This window comes from Klebsiella variicola, assembly GCF_000828055.2.
In the GTDB taxonomy this organism is placed as follows: Bacteria; Pseudomonadota; Gammaproteobacteria; order Enterobacterales; family Enterobacteriaceae; genus Klebsiella; species Klebsiella variicola.
The window spans coordinates 2,850,247-2,872,784 of sequence record NZ_CP010523.2 but is presented as its reverse complement, the minus strand read 5'-3'; the positions used below and the strand labels follow the sequence as shown (position 1 = coordinate 2,872,784).

The 22,538-nt window shown below is 58.9% G+C and carries 24 protein-coding genes; 10 read left to right on the top strand and 14 right to left on the bottom strand.

From position 1 onward, the window contains the following. Positions 1-6 precede the first annotated feature (6 nt). The 4 genes from SP68_RS13565 (at position 7) to SP68_RS13550 (ending at position 5,316) form a co-directional block, all read left to right on the top strand. The gene (locus SP68_RS13565; RefSeq protein WP_008805041.1) at positions 7-930 is read left to right on the top strand and encodes an N-acetylmuramic acid 6-phosphate etherase; all 924 of its coding nucleotides are present in this window, start codon (positions 7-9) and stop codon (positions 928-930) included. Between the two features lie 306 nt (positions 931-1,236). Then, complete coding sequence (mqo, locus tag SP68_RS13560; RefSeq protein WP_224226274.1) at positions 1,237-2,847, top strand: malate dehydrogenase (quinone); 1,611 nt, start codon at positions 1,237-1,239, stop codon at positions 2,845-2,847. Positions 2,848-3,034: 187 nt separating this feature from the next. After that, positions 3,035-4,219, top strand: a complete 1,185-nt coding sequence (locus SP68_RS13555) for a multidrug effflux MFS transporter (protein ID WP_040968473.1) — start codon at positions 3,035-3,037, stop codon at positions 4,217-4,219. Between the two features lie 170 nt (positions 4,220-4,389). Further along, complete coding sequence (locus SP68_RS13550) at positions 4,390-5,316, top strand: LysR family transcriptional regulator (protein WP_040968474.1); 927 nt, start codon at positions 4,390-4,392, stop codon at positions 5,314-5,316. On the opposite strand, the gene mdcH is transcribed toward SP68_RS13550, so the two are convergent. The 9 genes from mdcH to SP68_RS13505 form a co-directional block, all read right to left on the bottom strand. Continuing rightward, positions 5,306-6,208, bottom strand: coding sequence for a malonate decarboxylase subunit epsilon (mdcH, locus tag SP68_RS13545; protein WP_023340079.1), 903 nt, complete (start codon positions 6,206-6,208; stop codon positions 5,306-5,308). The two genes, SP68_RS13550 and mdcH, sit on opposite strands and share 11 nt — an antisense overlap. Then, positions 6,208-6,825 (bottom strand): malonate decarboxylase holo-ACP synthase, encoded by a 618-nt coding sequence (locus tag SP68_RS13540; RefSeq protein ID WP_040968475.1) that lies wholly within the window; start codon positions 6,823-6,825, stop codon positions 6,208-6,210. Before SP68_RS13540 ends, mdcH begins: the two co-directional genes overlap by 1 nt. 3 nt (positions 6,826-6,828) lie before the next feature. Then, positions 6,829-7,788, bottom strand: a complete 960-nt coding sequence (locus SP68_RS13535) for an AEC family transporter (RefSeq protein WP_012541868.1) — start codon at positions 7,786-7,788, stop codon at positions 6,829-6,831. 136 nt (positions 7,789-7,924) lie between these two features. After that, complete coding sequence (gene mdcE, locus SP68_RS13530) at positions 7,925-8,725, bottom strand: biotin-independent malonate decarboxylase subunit gamma (RefSeq protein WP_012968318.1); 801 nt, start codon at positions 8,723-8,725, stop codon at positions 7,925-7,927. Continuing rightward, the gene (locus SP68_RS13525) at positions 8,725-9,558 is read right to left on the bottom strand and encodes a biotin-independent malonate decarboxylase subunit beta (protein WP_040968476.1); all 834 of its coding nucleotides are present in this window, start codon (positions 9,556-9,558) and stop codon (positions 8,725-8,727) included. Before SP68_RS13525 ends, mdcE begins: the two co-directional genes overlap by 1 nt. Continuing rightward, complete coding sequence (mdcC, locus tag SP68_RS13520; RefSeq protein WP_012541865.1) at positions 9,551-9,850, bottom strand: malonate decarboxylase acyl carrier protein; 300 nt, start codon at positions 9,848-9,850, stop codon at positions 9,551-9,553. Before mdcC ends, SP68_RS13525 begins: the two co-directional genes overlap by 8 nt. A 17-nt stretch (positions 9,851-9,867) precedes the next feature. Continuing rightward, positions 9,868-10,710 carry a triphosphoribosyl-dephospho-CoA synthase gene (locus SP68_RS13515; protein ID WP_032754281.1) on the bottom strand — a complete coding sequence of 281 codons (843 nt, stop codon included), beginning with the start codon at positions 10,708-10,710 and terminating at the stop codon, positions 9,868-9,870. Further along, positions 10,710-12,365, bottom strand: coding sequence for a malonate decarboxylase subunit alpha (mdcA, locus tag SP68_RS13510; RefSeq protein ID WP_008805031.1), 1,656 nt, complete (start codon positions 12,363-12,365; stop codon positions 10,710-10,712). Before mdcA ends, SP68_RS13515 begins: the two co-directional genes overlap by 1 nt. A gap of 225 nt (positions 12,366-12,590) precedes the next feature. Then, a complete protein-coding gene (locus SP68_RS13505) occupies positions 12,591-13,625 on the bottom strand; it encodes an AI-2E family transporter (protein WP_008805030.1) in 1,035 nt (344 codons plus the stop codon). 137 nt (positions 13,626-13,762) lie between these two features. Between SP68_RS13505 and SP68_RS29215 the strand changes: the two genes are divergently transcribed. The 4 genes from SP68_RS29215 (at position 13,763) to SP68_RS13490 (ending at position 17,009) form a co-directional block, all read left to right on the top strand. Beyond that, entirely contained in the window at positions 13,763-13,948 is a 186-nt protein-coding gene (locus SP68_RS29215) for a protein YdgV (protein WP_071885071.1), read from the top strand. A 118-nt stretch (positions 13,949-14,066) separates the two neighbouring features. Next, entirely contained in the window at positions 14,067-14,429 is a 363-nt protein-coding gene (gene kpnE, locus SP68_RS13500; protein WP_040968477.1) for a multidrug efflux SMR transporter subunit KpnE, read from the top strand. Beyond that, positions 14,416-14,745, top strand: coding sequence for a multidrug efflux SMR transporter subunit KpnF (gene kpnF / locus SP68_RS13495; RefSeq protein ID WP_008805028.1), 330 nt, complete (start codon positions 14,416-14,418; stop codon positions 14,743-14,745). Before kpnE ends, kpnF begins: the two co-directional genes overlap by 14 nt. 107 nt (positions 14,746-14,852) lie before the next feature. Further along, a complete protein-coding gene (locus SP68_RS13490; RefSeq protein ID WP_040968478.1) occupies positions 14,853-17,009 on the top strand; it encodes a putative bifunctional diguanylate cyclase/phosphodiesterase in 2,157 nt (718 codons plus the stop codon). Here the strand turns inward: SP68_RS13490 and SP68_RS13485 are convergent, their stop codons facing one another. Continuing rightward, on the bottom strand, positions 17,010-17,822 hold the full coding sequence (locus SP68_RS13485; RefSeq protein ID WP_012968314.1) for a trypsin-like serine peptidase: 813 nt from the start codon (positions 17,820-17,822) through the stop codon (positions 17,010-17,012). It lies immediately after the preceding gene. Between the two features lie 626 nt (positions 17,823-18,448). Here SP68_RS13485 and SP68_RS28355 point away from each other — a divergent pair. Then, the gene (locus SP68_RS28355; RefSeq protein ID WP_153690771.1) at positions 18,449-18,586 is read left to right on the top strand and encodes a hypothetical protein; all 138 of its coding nucleotides are present in this window, start codon (positions 18,449-18,451) and stop codon (positions 18,584-18,586) included. A gap of 21 nt (positions 18,587-18,607) precedes the next feature. Here SP68_RS28355 and ydgU read toward each other — a convergent pair whose 3' ends face one another. The 3 genes from ydgU to SP68_RS13475 all read right to left on the bottom strand — a co-directional run bounded on the left by ydgU (position 18,608) and on the right by SP68_RS13475 (position 20,842). After that, the gene (gene ydgU / locus SP68_RS29210; RefSeq protein WP_049245797.1) at positions 18,608-18,691 is read right to left on the bottom strand and encodes a small membrane protein YdgU; all 84 of its coding nucleotides are present in this window, start codon (positions 18,689-18,691) and stop codon (positions 18,608-18,610) included. A 68-nt stretch (positions 18,692-18,759) separates the two neighbouring features. Next, a complete protein-coding gene (gene asr / locus SP68_RS26465) occupies positions 18,760-19,179 on the bottom strand; it encodes an acid resistance repetitive basic protein Asr (protein WP_043875352.1) in 420 nt (139 codons plus the stop codon). Positions 19,180-19,354: 175 nt separating this feature from the next. After that, positions 19,355-20,842 (bottom strand): carboxypeptidase M32, encoded by a 1,488-nt coding sequence (locus SP68_RS13475; protein ID WP_032730277.1) that lies wholly within the window; start codon positions 20,840-20,842, stop codon positions 19,355-19,357. Between the two features lie 216 nt (positions 20,843-21,058). Between SP68_RS13475 and SP68_RS28765 the strand changes: the two genes are divergently transcribed. Next, positions 21,059-21,151 carry a KPN_01571 family protein gene (locus tag SP68_RS28765; RefSeq protein WP_004206050.1) on the top strand — a complete coding sequence of 31 codons (93 nt, stop codon included), beginning with the start codon at positions 21,059-21,061 and terminating at the stop codon, positions 21,149-21,151. Positions 21,152-21,181: 30 nt separating this feature from the next. On the opposite strand, the gene SP68_RS13470 is transcribed toward SP68_RS28765, so the two are convergent. Beyond that, positions 21,182-22,432 carry an MFS transporter gene (locus SP68_RS13470; RefSeq protein WP_008805023.1) on the bottom strand — a complete coding sequence of 417 codons (1,251 nt, stop codon included), beginning with the start codon at positions 22,430-22,432 and terminating at the stop codon, positions 21,182-21,184. Between the last annotated feature and the right edge of the window lie 106 nt (positions 22,433-22,538).

The following is a 22,538-nucleotide window of genomic DNA, read 5'->3' as shown; positions in this document are numbered from 1 at the left end:
GTTGTTATGAACAGTTCGCTAACCGCTGCAATGCAGGCCCGCCGTCACCCGGATACCACTCACATCGATCGTCTCGCCACGGCAGACATGCTGGCGATGCTGCATCAGGATGATAAGCAGATATCGGAGGCGGTCGGCGCCTGCCTGCCGGACATCGCCCGGCTGATTGATGTCGCCACCGCGACGATGGGCCGGGGAGGGCGCCTGGTCATTATCGGCGCTGGAGCGTCAGGCCGGACGGCCATCGAGGCGGTCAGCGACTATTCGCCGGAAGGCAAACACGCGCTGGTGGGACTGATTGCCGGTGGGCAGACGGCGGCGATGGCCGAGCGGGAAACCGCAGCAAATAATTATGACCTGGGCGCCTTTGAACTGCAGTCGCTGGACTTTTCCAACCACGATATGCTGCTGGCGTTGACCGTCAGCGGCAAGACGCCGTGGGTGTGGGGCGCGATGCGCCACGCCTGGTCGCTGGGGGCCCCTATCGCTGTCGTCACTCAGCAGGCGGCCAGCGAGGCGGCGCAACTGGCGGATATCATTATTGCCCCACAGACCGGGCCGGAAGCGGTGGCAGGCTTAGCCAATCCGAAGGCTCAACTGGCCCAGCGGCAGATCGTCAACATGCTGACGACCGGGCTCGCCATCCGTGACGGTCGGGTGTACAGCAATCTGCGGGTGGACGTGCAGGCTGACAATTCGCACTGGGCGGAGCGGCAGATAGCGATTGTCATGGCGGCCACCGACTGCACGCGCAGTGAAGCAAAAGCGGCACTGGCCAGCTGCCATCAGCACTGCCGCACCGCGATCCTGATGCTGCTCAGCGGGCTGGATGCCTGGCACGCGCGCGAGCTGCTGACGCAACATCATAATCACCTGCGTCTCGCCCTGCGCGAAGCACAGCGCAGCAGCACGACCACTCCCGCCCATTAACCCCTCTGCCAGGCGCGCGCGATTGTCGTACGCGCCTGGACTTTATTAACTAAAAAAACTCTCTTTTTTATTTTTCTCAGCAATCAGGCTGAATTTTCGATGTTATTTTTCACCAGGTATCATTTTGATGTCTCGCTTTGCTTTTTTAAGTTAAATAATTATTTGATTAAAAATGCCAGAGTGTAAATGATATTTTAAAATAAAGTAAAAGTGCGTTAATATGCTGCCTCTTATTACCGTGTGCTACGTGATAATTCTATTATGCCTGCAATGAAAAAAACGATTATTTCCTTTACCGCATTAGCGATGTTCGTCAGCGCGGCGACGCATGCTGAAGCGGATACCTCGAAAAAAACCGACTTCCTGCTGATTGGCGGCGGGATCATGAGCGCCTCGCTCGGCACCTGGCTGCAGGCGCTGCAGCCGGACTGGAACCTGACCATGGTGGAGAAACTGGACGGCGTTGCCCTGGAATCTTCCAACGGCTGGAATAACGCCGGTACCGGCCACTCAGCGAATATGGAGCTGAACTATACCCCGGAACGAGCGGACGGGTCGATTGACGTCAGCAAAGCGCTGGATATTAACGAACAGTTTATGATTTCCCGTCAGTTCTGGTCGGCACAGGTGAAACGCGGTATTTTGCACGACCCGCACTCCTTTATTAACTCCACACCGCATATGAGTTTCGTGTGGGGCGATAATGTGGATTACCTGCAAAAACGTTATAACGCGCTGCAGCAGACTACCTTATTCCAGGGGATGAAATTCTCCACCGATCACGCGCAAATTAAACAGTGGGCGCCGCTGGTGATGGAAGGTCGCGATCCGCAGCAGAAAGTGGCCGCCACCTGGACGCCGGTGGGTACCGATGTCAACTACGGCGAAATTACCCGCCAGCTGATCGGCAGCCTGAAGAAAAATAACCACTTCACCCTGCAAACCTCCTCCGAGGTGACCGATTTCAAACGCAATGCCGACAACTCCTGGCACGTGACGATTAAGAACGTGCAGAGCGGGGACGCGCAGACTATTGACGCCAAATACGTCTTTATCGGTGCCGGCGGCGGCGCGCTGAAGCTGCTGCAGAAAACCGGTATTCCGGAAGCGGATAACTATGCCGGTTTCCCGGTGGGCGGCTCGTTCCTGATGACCGAGAACCCGGCGGTCACCGCGCAGCATCTGGAGAAAGTCTACGGTCAGGCTTCGGTCGGCGCGCCGCCGATGTCGGTGCCGCACCTTGACGCTCGTTACCTCGACGGTAAGCGCGTGGTGCTGTTCGGGCCATTCGCCACCTTCTCGACCAAGTTCCTGAAAAATGGTTCGTTCTTTGACCTGCTCAGCACCACCACCACCGATAACGTGCTGCCGATGACCCACGTCGGTCTCGACAACTTCGATCTGGTGAAATATCTCGTCAGCCAGGTGATGCTCAGTGATGATGACCGTTTTGCTGCGCTGAAAGAGTACTACCCGGACGCGCGTAAAGAAGACTGGAAATTGATCCAGGCCGGTCAGCGCGTGCAGATCATCAAGAAAGACGCGGAGAAGGGCGGCGTTCTGAAGCTGGGTACCGAAGTGGTGGTCGATCAGCAGAAAACGATTTCTGCGCTGCTCGGGGCGTCGCCGGGGGCTTCCACCGCCGCGCCGATCACCCTGAACGTACTCAAGCAGATGTTCCCGCAGCAGTTTAACTCGCCGGAGTGGCAGAGCCGTATTCACGCTATCGTGCCGAGCTACGGTCAGAAGCTGAACGGTAACGTGGCGCTAACCCAGCAGGTATGGGATGACACCGCCGCGGCGCTGCAGCTGACTAAGCCGCCGGTGATCCAGATGCCAGCGGCTGCGCCAACCGCGACCGCCAAACCGGCAGAGCCGCCGCGCGACGCCTCGCCGCAGCATGATATGGCGCTGTAAAAGCACATTCGTGCAGTGAACAAAAGGGAAGACCACGGTCTTCCCTTTTTTCCATCCACTTTTCCCTGCCGCTATTTATGAATGATGCTCATCACCCTGTTATGATTTCCGGGGATTATCCGTTGCCCCGAAACCGGCTAAAATAGCCAGGCACTTCACCGCTTTCCTCTCCTTAACGGATACCATAATGACTTCATCGCATCAGCGCGCCACCAGCGGGGCGCTTTTTATTTTGATTTTAAGCGGCCTGATGGCCTTTACTTCGCTCTCCACCGATATCTATCTGCCGGCCATGCCGATGATGGCCGCGCAACTGCACGGCGATGCCGAACTGACGATCACCGGATTTCTGATTGGCTTTGCACTGGCGCAACTGGTGTGGGGGCCAATAAGCGACCGGCTGGGGCGTCGCACGCCGCTGTTCATCGGCATGGTGCTATTTATTATCGGCTCCGCCGGCTGCGCGCTGTCGACCACCATCGATCAGATTGTTTTCTGGCGCGTGTTTCAGGCGCTTGGCGCCTGCACTGGGCCGATGCTGGCGCGGGCGATGGTTCGCGATCTGTTTGCTCGTACTCGCGCCGCGCAGATGCTCTCGACGCTGACTATCGTGATGGCGATTGCGCCGATTGCCGGGCCGCTGATCGGCGGGCAGATGATTAAATTCACCAGCTGGCACACTATTTTCTGGCTGCTGGTGGTGATTGGCGCTCTGATGTTTATCGCCTTGTGCTGGCTGCCGGAAACTCTGCCGCCAGAGCGTCGGCAGAAAGGATCGCCGCTTAGCGCGTTTCGCAATTACGCCGCGTTGGTAAAAAACCGGACGTTTATGCGTTATACCCTCAGTCTGACTTTCTTTTACGTCGCGGCTTACGCTTTTATCACCGGTTCGCCGGATGTCTATATTCGCTATTACGGCATTGCGCCGCAGCACTACGGCTGGTTGTTCGCGGTCAATATCGTTGGGGTTATGCTGATGAGCGTGGTCAATCGTCGTCTGGTGCAGCGCCATGCGTTAGGTTCGCTGTTGAAGGCGGCGCTGGCGGTATCGGCGATTGCCGTCGTCGTGCTGGCAGCCGGCGTGCGTCTGCATATCGGCGGCGTGGCGCTGATTGTGGTGAGTATTTTCCTGTTCTTCTCAATGAATGGGGTGATTGCCGCCACCTCAACCGCCGCGGCGCTGGATGAGGCCGGTGAATATGCCGGTTCCGCTTCGGCGCTGATCGGCTCGCTGCAGTATGGCAGCGGCATTATCTCTTCGCTGTTGCTGGCATGGCTCCACGACGGTACGCCGTGGACGATGGCGTGGATCATGGCCGCTTTTACGCTCGCCAGCCTGCTTTTGGCGTGGCTCCATCGGCGCGTTGATTAATGAATTGAGCTCATAGAGACAAGTCGATTTCCCGGCTGGCGAGTAAGCGAACCGACTACGCGGGGGATATTGACGATAATTAGCGATTGCGGTCAAAACGGACGTGAGGGTTATTGTTATACTGCCTTGAATTACTACAGAAAAACGATAACCAGGAGTGTGGAAGGGCTATGAAAGACGATATCAACCAGGAGATCACCTTCCGCAAGCTATCGGTCTTTATGATGTTTATGGCGAAGGGCAATATCGCCAGAACCGCCGAAGCCATGAAGCTCAGCAGCGTTAGCGTGCACCGCGCGCTGCATACGCTCGAAGAGGGGGTCGGCTGCCCGCTGTTTATCCACAAAGGGCGCAACCTGCTGCCGCTGCAGGCGGCGTGGACGCTGCTTGAATACTGCCAGGATGTGATGAGTCTGATGAGCCGTGGGCTTGAGGCGACGCGTAAAGTCGCCGGCGTCGGTCAGGGACGGTTGCGCATCGGTACCCTCTATTCGCTGACCCTGGAAACCGTTCCGCGCATCATTATGGGGATGAAGCTGCGTCGCCCGGAGCTGGAGCTGGATCTGACCATGGGCTCTAACCAGATGCTGCTGGATATGCTGGAGGACGATGCGCTGGATGCTATCTTAATCGCCACCAATGAAGGCGAGTACAATCATTCGGCCTTCGACGTGGTGCCGCTGTTTGAAGATGATATCTTCCTCGCCGCGCCGGCGACGGAACAGCTGAATACCACTCAGCTCGCTGACCTGCGCGATTATGCCGATCGTAAGTTTGTTTCGCTGGCGGAAGGGTTTGCGACTTATGCCGGGTTTCAGGAGGCCTTTCAGGTGGCCGGTTTTGAGCCGGAAATTGTGACCCGGGTGAATGATATCTTTTCGATGATAAGTCTGGTGCAGGCAGGCGTCGGCTTCGCGCTGCTGCCGGGACGCATGAAGAAAGTCTATGAAAACGATGTGCAGCTGTTAAAGCTGGCGGAACCCTATCAGATGCGCCAGCTGATCTCTATCGTCTATTCGCACCATCGCGAGCGCGATGCCGACCTGCTGGCGCTGGCGGCGGAAGGGCGGATGTACGCCCGCAGTATTAATCGCTAAGCCGCTGCGCCAGATGGCGGGCGACATCTACGCCGCTGCGCTCCAGCGAAATGGTCTCGCCGCGCCAGCCCGCCTGGCGGGTCAGGCAGGTGAGCACCCCGCCGGGCGGCATCTCGATTGCCAGCCTGGCGTCGCGTTCATCGGCGGCGATCATCGCCTCCTGCCAGTGCACGGTGCGCGCCATGTTCATCGCCAGATCGTCAGCGATCCGCTGTGGATCCCACAGCACGCGCGCCGTCGAGCCGCTTAAATAGGCGCGCTGAGGGCGCGTTAAGGTGACGTCGGCAAAGGCTTTTGCCAGCGCTGCGGCGGGTTTATCCAGCAGTGCGCAGTGCGAGGGTACGCTGACCGCCAGCCGCTGGGCTTTACTGGCGCCAGCCCGCAGCGCCAGCTGCGCCACCTCGGCCATGGCCTCATCGCGCCCGGCGATCACGATCTGCGTTTCGGCGTTGAGGTTGGCGAGATAAACCTCGTGGCCCTGCATCAGCGCCTCAACCCGCGGGCGGGTCAGCCCCATAATCGCCGTCAGCCCGTAACCTTCGGGATAAGCCTGCTCCATTAAATCGCCGCGCAGCGCCACCAGCCGCAACGCGCTGGCGAAATCGAGCGCGCCGGCAATCACCGCGGCCGGAAACGCGCCGATAGAGAGGCCGCTGACCATCTGCGGATCCACGCCCTGGCGCTGTAGCTCGCGCGCCCAGGCGACCCCGGCGATCAGCAGACAGAGCTGTACCGCACGGGTGTGTTTTAGCGCGTCGGCGCTATCGAGAGTAGCGACTTCATCCCCCAGCACGGCGCGCGCCTGGGTGAAGATAGCCTCGCGATCGGGGAGGGCCGCCAGCATGCCGGGGCGCTGGCCGCCCTGACCGGGAAAAGTAAATAAAATCTTCATCATTCCTCCCTGTGCCACGGCGTCGCGGTTAAGCGTGCGCCATGGGATGTTTTCAGCAGCGCACGGCCATCGCGCAGCCACTCATTAAGGGCGAAGGCGCCGTAGGGCGTTTCTACCTGGGTATCGGCGCGGCACGGCAGTTGGGCCACACGGGCCAGCCACTCGCGCAGCGCCTCGCGATCCAGCGGCTGCGGCGCGCGGATCAGCAGATCCAGATCGCTTGCCGCATGGAGTACCGGGATCTCAGTGGCCAGCGCATAGCCGGTGCTGCCGGTGACGCCCCAGCGCCAGGACCAGGGGTGTAAGGTAAGGGCGATAGCCGCCTGAACCGGCGGCTGTGAAACAAAAGGGGAGCCCAGCAGACGCTCGCGCTCCACCAGCATTTCCGGCGTAACGCAGCGCACGATATTGTGCGCCTGGACCCAGCCGGCGGCGCGCTGCTCGCGCTTCATGCCCCGCACCCCCACCGGGATGCGGGCCTGGTTATCAACGTCGCGTCTCACCACCACCGGCAGCGCGGCTCGCCACTGCTGAGCCACCCACGGCTCGGCAATAGCCTCCAGGGCGCTGGCGTGGTTTAACCAGAGTAAATCGTGGGGACGCGGCGTTGATGACATGGTTTACAGTCCTGAAGTCAAAGAGATAAACAGCGGTAGCGACAGGATACACAGAACCGAGCTTAACAGCAGCACGGCTTCAGCATCAGGAGACTGGACGCCGAAGCGGTTGCCGAAGACCACGCCGAAGAAGCCGGCGGCCAGGGCAATCATCAGGATCGCGGTAATGGCGATAGAGCCGTGCAGACCCAGCAGCATCACCAGACCCCAGGCAATAAACGGCTGCACCAGCAGTTTCACGATGGTGGAAGTGGCGATCAGCGCATTGAGCTGCAGTTTACGTGCCGACAGGATCACCCCGGTGAGGAACAGCGCGGCGGCGGTGGCGGCCAGGCCCAGCGGTTTAATGGAGGCCAGCAGCATTTCCGGCATTTTTATGCCGATCGCGGAAAGCACCACCCCAAGCAGTGGGCCCCAGACGATCGGTTTTTTCACCGAACGCCACATCAGCACCGGCAACATCGCCAACGTAGAACCGCTGTTTTCACCTGCGGCGCGGGCTTTTTCACGTTCCAGAATCAGCAGGCAGAACGGGGTCATCAGTACCGAGCCGCAGGCGATAGAGACCGCCACCGACAGCGAGGTTGACGCGCCTTCACCCAGCACGCTGCCGAGGATCGGCAGACCCAACGCGGCATAGTTTGGCAGGGCGACGGTGAGGGTCAGCACCGCGGCATCCTGCGGCGTGCGTTTGAACACGCTGGTGGCGAGGAAGTAGATCGCGGCATAGGTGATCCACATCGCGCCGGTCAGCACCAGCACCAGCGGCGACTGGGCGACGATACCGGCCCACGGCGTTTGTACCGTGGCGCTAAACAGCGTGGCGGGTAAGGCAAAATCCATTACAAAGATATTGAGCAGGGAGACATTTTTATTATCTACCATCCCGGCCTTACCGGCCCAGAAGCCCAGCAGCATAATGACGAAAATCGGGGCAAGAGCATGAATAATCACATAAGTCATAAATCACCTGTAAATAAAATAGAGTACTGGCGCGATTGTTATTTTTTCTAAAAGCCGTCCCTTCCCGGAGCGTGTATTCCGCGCTCCGGGGGACAGCTTCCGGCAGGTTTTCTTCTACTACTTACGTACGAACGTCTTACCAGCTGGCGCGCATGCGATCGCGAACCAATTGTGAGCTACGGCGGTTTTCCGCGCCCAGGCGGCACTTCAGCGAGGTATCTTTGCGCGCGTCAGCGATGGCGTCGCGCAGGGTACGGCTGACCAGCGACAGATCGCCTTCGTCTGGCGCATCCGGATTATTAATATCCAGAAGGGCGGAGAGCAGGCCGAGCGTCGCATAGTTGCTGACGTCGTAGGCCATCGGCGGGATTGTCGCCGCCAGTTTCTCCAGCGCCTCCACGGTACGCAGCGTAATGCGCGCTGCCGATTCTTTACCCATCGCGTGGACCAGCACACCGCTATCGTTAAAGGCGATCAGGCGGTTGGCCTGGTAGCCGTGGGCCAGAAACGCCCCGGACATCGCTTTTCCGACAATCAGGCCAATCACCGGGTGGCCGGCAAGACGGGCTTTGGCGTAGGCGCCTGCCGCCCCGGCCAGCGCCTGATGGATGCCGAAAGCTTCTTCGCGGCGGCCATAGGCCTGGCTCGGGACATCAATTACCGCGACGATCGGCCGTTTCACAGGCTGGTCGGCGTCAGCGGCGATGGTTTCGTTGACCACTTTCGCCAGCGTCCAGCCTTCCAGCAAGCCGACTTCGCCGCCGGCGGCGCGCGGGTAGTGGTTGTTGGCGTCAGGCACCACGGCGATAAAGCGGACGCTTTCACCATCAATCTGGCCATCTGCGACCTGCACCGAAGGGCACAGACCACTCATCAGCGGCGCGTCGGGCGCCAGTTTATTCAGCCACAGCGCGGCGCGGTTTGGGAACTGACTCATTATTTATCCTCCCGGGCAAAAAGCTGTTTAATCTGCGCGGTATCCGCCTGCTGGCGGGTATCGAACTGGCTCAAGCGACGCAGATAATCGTCATAGTTGTCGCTACGGTGCTGGGCCGGTACGCCTTTGGCGATCGCCTCGTTCATTGCGGTTTTAACGGCGTTAACGCCATCGTTAACCAGCGCGTCGACCAGTCCGCTGGCGGCGCGAATTTCACCCCCGGTCATGCTCCAGATAAACGGCCGGTTGCGGGAGTCGTACTCTTCAATGCCGGCTTCCTGCTCGATAACCTGCGGGCCGTTGAGGCCGAGACGGGCTTCACGGGTGACGATAAGGTAGCTGCACAGCGCCGCGGCGATGGACATGCCGCCGAAGCAGCCGACGGTACCGGTAATAATGCCGACCACCGGGGTGTAGCGGCGCAGGTCGACAATCGCGGCATGAATATCGGCGATGGCGGCCAGACCGAGGTTGGCCTCCTGCAGACGTACGCCGCCGGTTTCGAGGCACAGTACCGCCTGGGTCGGGATACCGTTGCGGTTATCTTCCGCCGCCAGCTCCAGTGCGGCGGCCATTTTGGCGCCGGAGACTTCGCCCATACTGCCGCCCTGGAAGGTGCCTTCGATGGCAATCACCACCGCAGGTTGGCCGTTGATCGTGCCTTTGGCGACCACCATACCGTCGTCGGACTGCGGGACGATGCCCTGCGCGCCGAGCCACGGCGACATAATGCCTTCAAACGGATCCAGCAGTTCGCGATAGCTGCCGTCGTCCAGCAGGGCGTGGGCGTGTTCGCGAGCGCGCAGTTCGATAAAGCTGCGATCGTTACGCATGAGCGGCCTCCTCAAAGACTTGTTCAATACGAATACGAGCGACGCCCGGCGTGGCGCCGAAGTCGTGGATAATCAACTGCCCGGCGGGCAGACCGTTGATCAGGTTCAGCCTGTCGAACAGCGCCTGCCAGCGCGCCTGGCTGTTATCCACGGAGGTAGTGATCTGTACGTTGAGCGTGGCGCTCTGTGCGGCGGTATAAAGCACTTCCATATCGCCTGAACCTACGACCCCTGCCAATGCTTTGCCGCTGAGGGCGCGGTTGGCAGGAAATGACAATGTAATCTGTTCCATAACATCCTCTGAATGCGTTAGCCGGCAACCCGGTCGAGAAACAGGGTGGCGGCAAGGAGATCGGCCGCGCCACCCGGCGAGGCGTTGTGCGCCAGCATCTGCGCATCAAGGCGCGCCAGCGCGGCGCGACCGGCGACGCTGGCGCAACCGCCCGCCGCCAGAACCTCGCGAGCGCCTTGCTGCATGGCGTGCAGGCCGTTCATGCCGGCGCGCGACAGCACACAGGTATCGCTCAGCGAGGTCATGATGGCCATCAGCGCATCAAGGCGCGCCTGCGGCTCGCTGGCGCCTCGCGCCCGGCTCTGCCGCAGTTGCGGCAGCGCCAGGGTGGTAACATGCGGAAATCCGCGCTGCGCTTCCTCGCGTGCGCCCGGCACCTGCCAGCGGCGGCTGGCGCGCAGCCCCTTACTAAAGCTTTTCGGCGCGAAGCCGTCAGGCAGGCGGGCGAGGGTGGCGGCGGCGGCGGCGATCGCCTGTGATTGACCCTCTCCACCCAACATCGCCACCGCGCTGACCAGCAGGCCCAGCGCCCAGATAGCGCCGCGGTGGGTGTTAACTCCACCCGTCGCCATCATCATCTGCGCTTCACCTTCGCGACCGAGGCGGCCGACGGTTTCGCGCAGGGCGATATCCGCCGGACGCTGCCAGCTTTGCTGCGCCAGCGCGTGAAAGGTCGGCTGCAGACTGCGGGCGGAGCGTTCCATCAGGTCCAGATTGAGATCCTGATGCGCGCCGTTGCCGCGACTATCGACCAGGCCCGGTTTCGGACTCAGACGGGCTTCGTCAATCAGACACGCGCTGGCGGTATGCGCCAGCCAGCTGACGCGGCTTTCTGCGTGCAGGGGGGAGAGATTTTTCATTACCAGCTCCGGAATTTTGCCGGTGGGTTGTACAGTCCGTCGGACCACTCCACCAGGTCGGCGACGCTGCCGGCCGCCAGTAGCGAGCGGGTGGCATCGCTACGGCGAATGCCGATATCTTCCGGGTAGACCACTTTGCCGCTCTGGCGCAGGGCGGCGACGCGTTTGGCGTCCACCCCGAGGCCAATATCGGTGATCCCGGCCACCGCGGCGACCATCGCCCGGCGCTCTTCAAGGCTCTCCGCGCGGTACAGGTAAGCGATACCTTCTTCGGTCAGCACGTGAGTCACGTCATCGCCATAAATCATCACCGGCGCCAGCGGCATGCCGGAGGTTTTCGCCACCTCAACCGCGTCGAGGGTTTCAACGAAGGTCGGTTTCACGCCGGCCTGGAAGGTTTCGACCATCTGCACCACCAGTTTTTTCCCACGCTGCATCGGGTCTGGTTCAGTGATCATATTGAGCCAGGCCGGGGTGGCGTGGCGGCGACCGTGCGGGTCGTGGCCCATGTTCGGCGCGCCGCCGAAGCCGGATAGGCGGCCGCGGGTGACGGTGGAGGAGTTAGCCAGGCCATCAACCTGCAGGGTCGAACCGATAAACATATCTACCGCGTACTGACCTGCCAGCTGGCAGAAGGCGCGGTTAGAGCGCATTGAGCCATCCGGGCCGGTAAAGAAGATATCCGGGCGGGCGCGGATGTACTCTTCCATCCCCAGTTCGCCGCCGAAACAGTGCACGCTCTCCACCCAGCCGCTCTCGATGGCCGGGATTAAGGTCGGATGCGGATTCAGCGTCCAGTGTTTACAGATTTTGCCTTTCAGGCCGAGCTGTTCGCCGTAGGTGGGCAGCAGCAGTTCAATAGCAGCGGTATTAAAGCCGATACCGTGGTTAAGCGACTGCACCTGATGCTCCGCGTAGATGCCTTTGATCGCCATCATCGCCATCAGAATGTGTTCTTGCTTAATCAGGCGCGGGTCGCGGGTGAACAGCGGTTCAATGAAGAACGGTTTGTCGGCGACCACCACGTAATCAATCCACGAGCCGGGAATATCCACGCGCGGCAGATCGCATTCGTCGTCCACCAGTTCGTTGACCTGGGCTATCACAATGCCATCGTGGAAGGCGGCGGCTTCGACCAGCGCCGGGGTATCTTCAGTACTTGGCCCGGTGTACAGGTTGCCTTTGCGGTCGGCTTTATAGCCCGCGATCAGCGCGACGTTTGGCGACAGATCAACGTACAGGCGGGAGTAGAGTTCGATATAGGTGTGGATGGCGCCGATTTCGAGCAGGCCATCTTCCAGCAGCTGCGAAATGCGCAGGCTCTGGGTGCCGGAGAAAGAGAAATCCAGTTTACGGGCAATGCCTTTTTCAAACAGGTCCAGATGCTCGCTGCGCCCGACGCTGGGCATAATCATATGCAGGTCGTGAATTTTTTGCGGATTGACCTCGGCGAGCATGCGGGAGAGGAAATCAGCCTGTTTCTGGTTGTTGCCTTCCAGCACCACCCGATCGCCCGGGGCGAGCAGATTTTCCAGTACGCTGACCAGCTGGTCAGTGGGGATGACTTTGCCGGCGATCTTCGCTTCGGCCAGCCGCCGCTGTTTTTCCGTCCGGCGACGGTTCCAGACCCGCGCCGTCGTTTGTTCAGCATTCATTGTTAACCTCCTGATTCGACAAATCGTTTTGTTTGTCCTGGTGGAAGTTAGTGTGCGATGTGCGGCGCTGCGCATCAATTAAGCACGGCGGCTAATTGTTAGCTTTAGAGTAACGATTGGGTCTTACCGTTTGTGATAGGGATCAATAATACGAAAGGCGTAGTGGTCTAAGGGAAGAGCGCAGGTGAGCAAGCCGGCCGGCACTCGGCCGGCCGTGAGAAGGGGTTATTCTTTGCTGACATCACTTAATAAGAAAGCAATACTCTGACCGCCGCTGGTCTGCTCGAGGGCAATTTTGGCGATAATCGTCAGTGGCACCGACAGCAGCATGCCGACCGGGCCCAATAGCCAGCCCCAGAAGATCAAGGACAGAAACACTACCAGCGTGGAGAGCCCCAGGCCACGTCCCATCACCCGTGGCTCCAGAATGTTGCCGAACACCAGGTTGACGATCAGGTAGCCGGCCAGGACCACCAGCGCCTCGTACAGCCCGCCAAACACCAGTACCTGCAGGATCGGCGGGATGGCCGCCAGCACGGAGCCAATATTGGGAATATAGTTGAGTGCGAAGGCCAGCAGTCCCCACATGAAGGCGAAGCGCACGTCCAGCAGCACTAGCATGCCCCAGACCACCAGGCCGGTCACCAGGCTAATCGCGGTTTTCAGCACCAGATAATGCGACACGCTGTCGATGGCCCGCTGAATGGCGCCCATCCCTTCAACCGGACGGGACATGAGCTGTTGCAGCTTGGCGGGAAGCTGGGGGACCTCCAGCAGCATAAATACCACCGTCAGCAGCAGCAGAAAAATCGAGGACATCGCGTTCGACAGCTGAGTGAGCAGGCTGGTGACCAGCGTCATCACCGCGTTAGGGTCGATGTATTTATTCAGCTCCACCACCGAGACGGTGAACCCCATGCGCTGCAGCCAGGGGGCGATGGTTTGCATCGGCTCGTAGAGATAGTTGCGATATTGCGGTAAGGTGCGCGCCAGCTCGTTAAGCGAGGTCCCCAGCGAGGCCAGCAGCACAATGGCCAGCATGACGATGAGGCCAATCAGCATCGAGATCGCCAGCACGCGCGGGACCCGGCAGCGGACCAGCAGTTGTACCAACGGATTAATGATCACCGCCAGAAAGAGGGCGAGAATAAAGGGGACAATAATGTCCGCCGCAAAGCGAATGCCGGTAAGGATGATCACCAGCATGCCCAGCATGATGACCATCTTTAATCCGTTAAGTGTAATAATGGGTTTAGCCATAGGTCCCGACCTCAATCTTCCTTGCCTATTAACAGGTTGCGTTACATTAGCATAATGACGTTTTTTTGCAGAAAAAACGCATTGAAGCAAAACGGCGGCGTAAAGAATTGCAAATTCTTTGAATTAAATGTAGCACTATGCTACAAATTTATCTGTGTATAACTAATGAGGACAATTTTCATCCGCAACGGACGAGAAGCAACACCGCGGATAATTGTAATTTTATGGACAATCAGTTCAGGATGTATATTTTAAACCACCCCGCAGTCTCTCTCTCTTTTTCCCGTTTTGCCGGCGAGCAGCACTGGCATTCGGCGCTATAGTCACCTTCTCTCTGCCTGAGCTGGCGCCAAGCGCACAGCGAAATCTACGTCAGAAATTTTCCTGTTTACGCCTCGCGTAAACGGTAATGGATTATATTCTCAAGCAGGAGAAGGGATCATGTTTTATTGGGTTTTATTAGCTTTAGCTATTGTTGCTGAAATTACCGGCACCTTGTCGATGAAATGGGCGAGCGTGAGCGGTGGTCATACCGGTTTTATTTTAATGCTGGCCATGATTGCTCTGTCATATATTTTTCTTGCCTTTGCGGTTAAAAAAATTGCCCTGGGTGTGGCCTACGCGCTATGGGAAGGGATCGGCATTTTGCTGATTACCGTGTTTAGCGTGCTGTTGTTTGATGAAAGCCTGTCGCCGCTGAAGATCGCCGGCCTGACCACCCTGGTGGTGGGGATCGTCTTAATTAAGTCCGGCACCCAGAAAAAAGCGTCGTCAAAGCAGGAGGTGGCCCATGCAGCAGTTTGAGTGGATCCACGCCGCGTGGCTGGCCGTCGCCATCGTGCTTGAAATCATTGCCAACGTCTTTTTGAAGTTTTCCGATGGCTTCCGCCGCAAAGTCTACGGCATCCTGTCCCTGGCGGCGGTGCTGGGCGCGTTCAGCGCCCTGTCGCAGGCGGTTAAAGGGATCGATCTCTCGGTCGCCTATGCGCTGTGGGGCGGCTTCGGTATCGCGGCGACCATCGCCGCCGGCTGGGTGCTGTTTGGTCAGCGCCTGAATAACAAAGGCTGGGCGGGGCTCATCCTGCTGGTGGCCGGCATGGTGTTAATTAAACTCGCCTGACGTCTCGCCGCCTGCAAAGCCAGGCGGCAAAACAGGTCCTCTGTAGTATGCTTAACTCAAGATCAGCCCCTCGCTGATAGTGTGCCTGGTGACGATGAGGACTGCGCATGTTCACTGCTTTCGGCTGGCGGAAAATTCCTTCCGCCAGGACGTTGTCAATAATGATATTCCTCGCCGGCCTTGGACTTACCGCGTCGGTCATTTCTCTGCTGTATCTCTCACAACACCTGATTGCCAGCAAATCTAATGAAATCGATCAGCAGCGTTCGGTGCTGTCGGTGGAAGGGGCGGTACAGACCTCGGTCAATCGGGTGCTGTCGCTGGTGCTGGACAATGCCATCTGGGATGACGCGGTAACGCAGACCTACGCCCCGTCACTCGATCAGAAATGGCTGTACGATTCCTGGGGATCAGGCTTCAAAATCAATAACCTGTACGATGGCACCTTTGTCCTCGATGAACATTATCGTATCCTGTGGGGCGCCTTTCAGAGCCAGGTGCTGCCCCGGACTGACCTCTCATTTCTAGGGTCTGGCCTGACCAGTCTGATCCGCTCTCACGCACAGGCATTGCGTGAGGGAAAAAATGCCTTTGCCGGCATCACGCGCACGGAGGCCGGGATCGCCTTTGTCGGCATCGGCCTGATACGCCCAACGACAGGTCGGCTTCAGGTATTTGATGCGACGCGGCGCTATCTGGTGATAACCCGGCATATCAACCCCCAACTGCTGGAGCGCCTGGGTGACACCTTTCAGATTCGTCATCTGCATCTCGCCGAGGGTCCTGGCGCCTACCGTATTCCGCTGCGAACGCAGGCGGATGAGGTGCTGGGATACCTGGCCTGGCAGCCGCGCCTGCCTGGCGCTGAAGCGGCGCAGGCCTCGTCAGGCAGCATGGGACTGATCGCCGGGGTGGCGGCCAGCCTGATCCTGCTGTTTATCCTTTTTAGCAGTTTGGGCATGTATAAGCTGGCGCGCGGGGAGCGTCAGGCGCGGGAGATAGCCATGATTGACTGGCTGAGCCGTCTGCCTAACCGGCGAGCGCTTCTGCTGCGGTTAAGCCAGGTATGCGAGACGGGGAAACACGATATTCAGTGCGTGGTGTTTATCGATCTGGATGGTTTTAAGGACGTCAATGATAACTATGGTCATGATGTCGGCGACGCCCTGATCCGCCATATCGCCAGCGCCCTACAGACGCGGGTACCGACGGGGGCCATGCTGGCGCGGATGGGCGGGGATGAGTTCGCCATGGCGGTGAGCGGCGCAAAGGCGATTGACCGGGCGGCGGCGTTCGCCTGGGCAGCGCTGGAGCTGCTGAAAGCGCCAGTGACGCTCAGCAAACGCAAAATTTATATCGGCGCCAGCATTGGCATCGCCAGCGGCGCCCCGGCGGAATGTTCCAGTACCGAGCTGTTTCGCCGGGCCGACATCGCCATGTACCACGCCAAGAAGAGCGGGAAGGGGCGGACGGCCTGGTATGACGATGCGCTGGATGCTGTGCGGCGTCATCAACTGATGATTGAGAACGGCATCCGCCAGGGGCTGGAGCAGGATGAATTTGAGGTCTGGTATCAGCCGGTGGTCGATGCCGATACCCTGGCGATGACCGGCGTGGAGGCGCTACTGCGCTGGCCGCGACGCCCGCAGGGGGCGCTGGCGCCGGATGCGTTTATTGCCATCGCCGAGAGCAGCGGCCTGATTGATGCCCTCGGGCAGTTCGTTCTGCAACGCGCCTGCAGCGACCTGCAGCCGGTGGACGATCTCCTTTTGTCGGTGAACATCTCGCCGGCGCAATTTCGCGACCCGGCTTTTGAAAACCGGGTGATGAAGACCGTCGCGGCCTGCCGCTTTCCGCCGTCGCGCCTGCAGGTGGAGGTGACGGAGAGCTATGTGCTGGAAAATCCGGAACGTTCGCAGGCGGTGGTGGAGAATCTGAAGGCCCAGGGTATTGCCGTGGCGCTGGACGATTTTGGCACTGGCTACTCAAGTATTGGCTATTTACGCCGCTTTCGCTTTGATAGCCTGAAGATCGACAAATCTCTCGCCGGGCGGGTGGACAGCGATGAACAGGCGGCGGAGATGGTGCGCGGGACGGTGCGCATTGCCCGCGCGCTGGGGATGACGGTCGTGGCGGAGGGGGTTGAGGATCTGCAGCAGCTGACGCTGCTGCGGCGGGCCGGCTGCGACCGGCTTCAGGGGTACTATTTCAGTAAACCGATGCCGATCGCCGATCTGCTGCAGCGGCGTCAGTCGCAGGGGTGATTACTCTCCGGCCAGTGCTTCCAGCTTATCGCGAAAGCCGGTAACCGAAATGGCGCGGTTGTCAGCCCGCCAGCGATCCTGCGGACCGGGAGCGGAGCTTTGCACGGCGATCACTTGCCAGCCGTCCTCCGTTTTCAACAGCAGCGGCGACCCGCTGTCACCTGGCAGCGTATCGCACTGATGCGACAGCACGCTGTTTTGCGCCCAGCCGGTCACGATGCAATCCTGATGGCTGTACAGATTATCCAGATGATCCTCCGGATATCCCGATTGGGTCACTTTACGGTCCGCTGCCTTCAGCGCAGCGGTGAGATCGGCCTTGCTACCCGGGAAGAGTGGGATCGGCGTGATGCCCGAGGGAGCATAGCGCAGTACGATCAGGCCAAAATCTGACGGCGCCGCGGCGGAGGGCACGATCCAGCCATCGCCATCGGCCTTCAGGCGCTTACCTAAGGCCGGATCCACTCGCCCTTCAATGCCGTGAATTTCATATACCCAGCCGCCCTTGCGCGAAATAAAGCGCAGAGCAACCGCTTTGTCCGGTTTGCCGCGCGGAGGCGTCAACAGACAGTGGCCAGCGGTCAGCGCCAGGTGAGGGGAGATAAGCGTCGCTGTGCACAGATTGCCGCTGGCGGTTTCCAGTTGGCCGATCGCATCCCACGGGCTTTCCTCGGGGTGGCTCACCGCTTTTCGGTCATCATGGCCGAAAAACAGCGTCTTAATATCTTTGGCGCTCAGTCCGCTATCATCGGCATGTGCGCCCAGAGGTAACAGATAAAATGAACACAGCAATAACAGAACGTCTCTACGCATATCACTCTCTGGGGAGGCTATGATGTCTATTGACAGTAGCAGGAGATTTAAGTTTTTGAAAGTAAACAATAATTCTAATCAGACCAAACCGCTGCCATCAGGCGAGGCGGGCTGACACTGCCGCTGGCAAAACCGTCTGATTTCAAACGGTTAATGCCAGCTGATTGCTTTAGCTATTTCCGCAGAAAGCGACGTCCGACGCAACAAAATTCGTGTATCAGAACGTACTGAACCCGGCGAATAATTCATCAGTCTGGCATTGAGATTATTCCTGGTTTGCCAGCGATTCGCTGAAAAATAATGCGCTTACCCGCCAAAACTTCACCAGAATTCGCACTTCTTTACGCCTCTCGTAATTATTTTCAATGCGAAACATTTTCTCACCGAAAACGTTGTTACCGTCACTCCGCCGTTGAGTAAATAGAGAGGTAATACCGGCGATGATAGCCTGAATTCTATTTCCCCGACGTTGGGAGGGTATATGTCTAAAAAAGGTATTCGCGCACTGGTTTATGTTTCCCTGGTCTCAGTCGCTATCTGGGGCGCGACCGGTTATCTGGTGATGGAAGCGGTGCGCGTACTGTGAAGCGTCTGGTCACCGCGAGGTGGCCGGCGCGCGCTAGTTTATGACTACAGTGTCTGGCGTCTTCGGGCGCCGGGCATTTTTTGTGCCGCAGGAATTTCAGGGTAATGAGACGCGGGAAGGTGTCGTCAGCGATCGCCGTACGGTATTTATTATTCTGCAAAGCCAGCAGAAGCAGTAAATGAGAGCGTGGCGGAAATGATTAATAGAGGAAAAAGCGGGTAGCAACCACTGCGCAAATGATTAACAGGATCAGGATGAGCTCGAAACGATAGCGCCGCAGCATAGTGCTCTCCAGAAAAAACGGCGCTGAAACAGCGCCGATTATTAAGAAGGTTAGTTCACCGGGAGGAATTATGCTGCCGGCTGTGCAGCAGGTTTAGCGGCCTGGTGTTTAGTGGTTTTGTGGTGTTTTTTTGCAGCCTGCGCTTTCTGTGCTACCGGTTTAGCCGCAGCTTTGTGGTGCTTTTTAGCCGCCTGAGCTTTCTGCGGAGCAGCGGGTTTAGCTTCTACTTTTTTGTGTTTTTTAGCGGCCTGGGCTTTCTGGGCAGCGGCTGGTTTAGCTTCTGCTTTTTTGTGTTTTTTGGCAGCCTGAGCTTTCTGCTCTGCAGCTGGTTTTGCCGCGGCTTTGTGGTGTTTTTTGTGATGGGTGGTCTTGGCAGCAGTGCTGTGGGTAGCAGCCGGTGCCTGAGTGGTGCTTACTGCGTCAGCAGCGAAAGCGGCAGAAGAGAGACCCATAGCAGCGGCAACGACCAGAGCTAATACTTTTTTCATTCTGATATCCTCGAAAAGTTTTCTTAATTTCAACCCCACTGCGGGGCCGGTGAAATCACTATATGCTTGTCTTTTCGAGCTTTCCGTGAGTGTTTGGTATCGGCGTGTAACCGAATGTACAACACGCCTGGCCGTGGGGAGTGGAAGGACGCGCCGGGTAGCCCGGCGCGTACGATCACAGATAGCGGGCGGTAAGGTGTTCGCGGAAGTAGCGGCTGTTGAGATCCTCGCCGGTGGCCTGCTGGATCAGCTGCGAGGTGGAGAAGCGGCTGCCATGCTGCCAGATATTCTGCCGCAGCCAGTCGAACAGGGCGCTGAAATCGCCCTCCGCAATATCGCGGTCTAACGTCGGCAGCGCGCGCCGGGCGGCGGCCATCAGCTGGGCGGCATACATCGCACCCAGCGTATAGGAAGGGAAATAGCCGAATCCGCCGTCGGTCCAGTGAATATCCTGCATGCAGCCGTCCCGGTAGTTGCCGGTGGTCGACAGCCCCAGCCAGTGCTGCATCTTCTCGTCCCACAGCGCCGGGATATCATCTACTTCAATCTCGCCGTCAATCAGCGCGCGTTCAATTTCATAACGCAGGATCACATGCGCCGGGTAGCTGACCTCATCGGCATCGACGCGAATAAAGCCCGGTTTCACCCGCTGATTCCAGGCGACAAAGTTGTCGCTGCTAAAGGCTGGTTGATCGCCAAAACGCTCACGCACCGCCGGTAACAGGCGGTTGAGGAAAGGCTCGCTACGTCCCAGCTGCATTTCAAAAAACAGGCTCTGCGACTCGTGGATAGCGGTGGAGCGAGCGAGTCCTACCGGCTGGTCGACCCACGGGCGAGGCAGATTCTGTTCATAGCGGGCGTGGCCGGTTTCGTGGATCACGCCGAACAGGGCGCTGAGCAGGTCGTTTTCGTTGTAGCGGGTGGTGATGCGCACATCCTGGGGGACGCCGCCGCAGAACGGGTGAGCGCTGATGTCGAGGCGCCCGCCGTCGAAGTCAAAGCCGAGGATGCGCATGGCCTGCAGGCCCAGCTCGCGCTGAGCGGCAATCGGGAAAGGCCCCTGCGGGGCGAGTAATGTCTGCGTCGCTTGCTTAGCGACCGCTTGCCGCAGCAGGGAAGGCAGCCAGGACTTGAGGTCGGCAAACAGGCTATCCAGCCGGGCGCTGGTCATATCTGGTTCGAAAATATCGAGCAGCGCGTCGTAGCGTGAGCCGCCTCTGGCATCGGCGCGGATCTGCGCTTCCTGACGGCTCAGCTTGACCACCTCGCGAAGATTGTCGGCAAAGCCAGCCCAGTCGTTAGCGGGACGCTGGCTGCGCCAGGCATGCTCACAGCGGCTGCCAGCAAGGGATTTTGCCTCCACCAGGCTCTCCGGTAACAGCGCGGCCTGATCGTACTGACGCTGCATCTCCCGCAGATTGGCCTGCTCGACGTCGTTGAGGTCCTGCTGGCGGGCCTCCTGCAGCCATTGGCCCACTTTTTTATCGGTCAGGATCTGATGCTGCAGCACGCCGAGCTCCGCCAGCGCTTCGCTCCGGGCGGCGCTGCCACCTGGGGGCATCATCGCAAACATATCCCAGCCAGCGATGGCGGAGAGATGCGAAAAGCGCGACAGGCGCTGAAAGGTACGAGTAAGCTGCTGATAAGGCGTATTTTCAGTCATAGTGGCGTTCGGTCCGTGACAGGTGAATGAACAGGTTATCGGTATCCATCTACACTATCCTGATACGCCCGGCGGGTCGAGCGTTGCGCACAGGGGAAGGGAAAGACACATGGCGGGAGAATAAGCTCACCTCTGTGATCGGTGTGACAGAAAACGGTAACATATCGGTACTAAACTGTGATCGATTACACAGGTCTGGAGGTTCGGGGGGGGGTTATGAATCCGTTCACCTGGCTGTTTATTGCACTGCTGTCCGTTGATGCCGTCAGAGAGTTGATGGGCTTGTCTTCCATTATGGGCATGTGGTGAAACGTGGCCCGCAGGCCACGTCACACGCGACTATTTCAGTCGTTGATGTAAGCAGGTGCCGGTCAACAGCGCGGCAAGGAGCAGCAGCGCGATAAACCCACCGACGCCGTTCCAGCCGTAGTGATGCCAGAATACCCCGCCTAACGTCCCGGCAAGACTTGAACCCAAATAATAGCTGAACAGATACAGCGATGACGCCTGACCGCGGGCGCGGCGGGCGCGTGGGCCAATCCAGCTGCTGGCGACGGAATGCGCGGCGAAGAAGCCAGCGGAAAACAGCAGCATACCGATGAAAATAAGCCACAGGGAAGAAAAGAGCGTCAGCAGCAGGCCGCAGAGCATGACAGCAGTAAAGCCGAGCATCACCGGTCCGCGGCCAAAGCGTACGGTCATGGCCCCTGCCTTCGGTGAACTCCAGGTCCCGGTGAGATAAGCTACCGACAGCAGGCCTACCACCGCCTGGCTTAGCGACCATGGCGACATCATCAGCCGGTAGCCAATATAGTTAAACAGGGTGACAAAAGCGCCCATCAGCAGAAAACCTTCGACGAACAGCAGCGGCAGACCGCGGTCGCGCCAGTGCAGACGAAAGTTGATCAGCAAGTTTTTCGGTCGCAGCGAGGTCGAGCGGAAATGGCGCGACTCGGGCAGAATGCGCCAGAACATGATGGCCGCGGCCAGCGCGAAGCCACTGATCACCGCCAGCGCCACGCGCCAGCCGAAGAAATCGGTAAAGACCCCGGTCAGCAAGCGGCCGCTCATGCCGCCGATGGAGTTGCCGCTGATATATAACCCCATCGAAAAGGCGACGAAACTGGGGTGGATCTCCTCACTCAGGTAGGTCATGCCGACCGCCGCCACGCCGCTCAGCGACAGGCCGATCAGGGCACGCATAATGAGGATGCCGTGCCAGCTGGTCATCATGGTCGACAGCAGCGAGCAGCAGGCGGCCAGCAGCAGGGCGGTGACCATCACCGGCTTGCGCCCGATGGCGTCGGATAGCGGGCCGGTAAACAACAGGCCCACCGCAAGCATCGCCGTGGAAATGGAGAGTGAAATACTGCTGCTGGCCGGGGAGACGCCGAACTCGTTCGACAGCACCGGCAGGATCGGTTGCACGCAGTAGAGCAGAGCAAAAGTGGCCAAACCGGCGGAGAACAGCGCGAGGGTGACGCGCATAAATTGCGGGGTGCCGCGCTTAATAAACTGATCCGGGCGGGATGCACCAGCGACGCTGACCTCGCCCGCCGGCACGGTGTCAACGGTTGTTGTACGACTCACAGAGAATTCCTTGCGTAGAAGTTGCTGCTTACCAACAGAATGTTGTGACCATTCAGCTCACATTTTTAGGGTATGAAAATGTAAATATTCTGTCTAATATATTAAT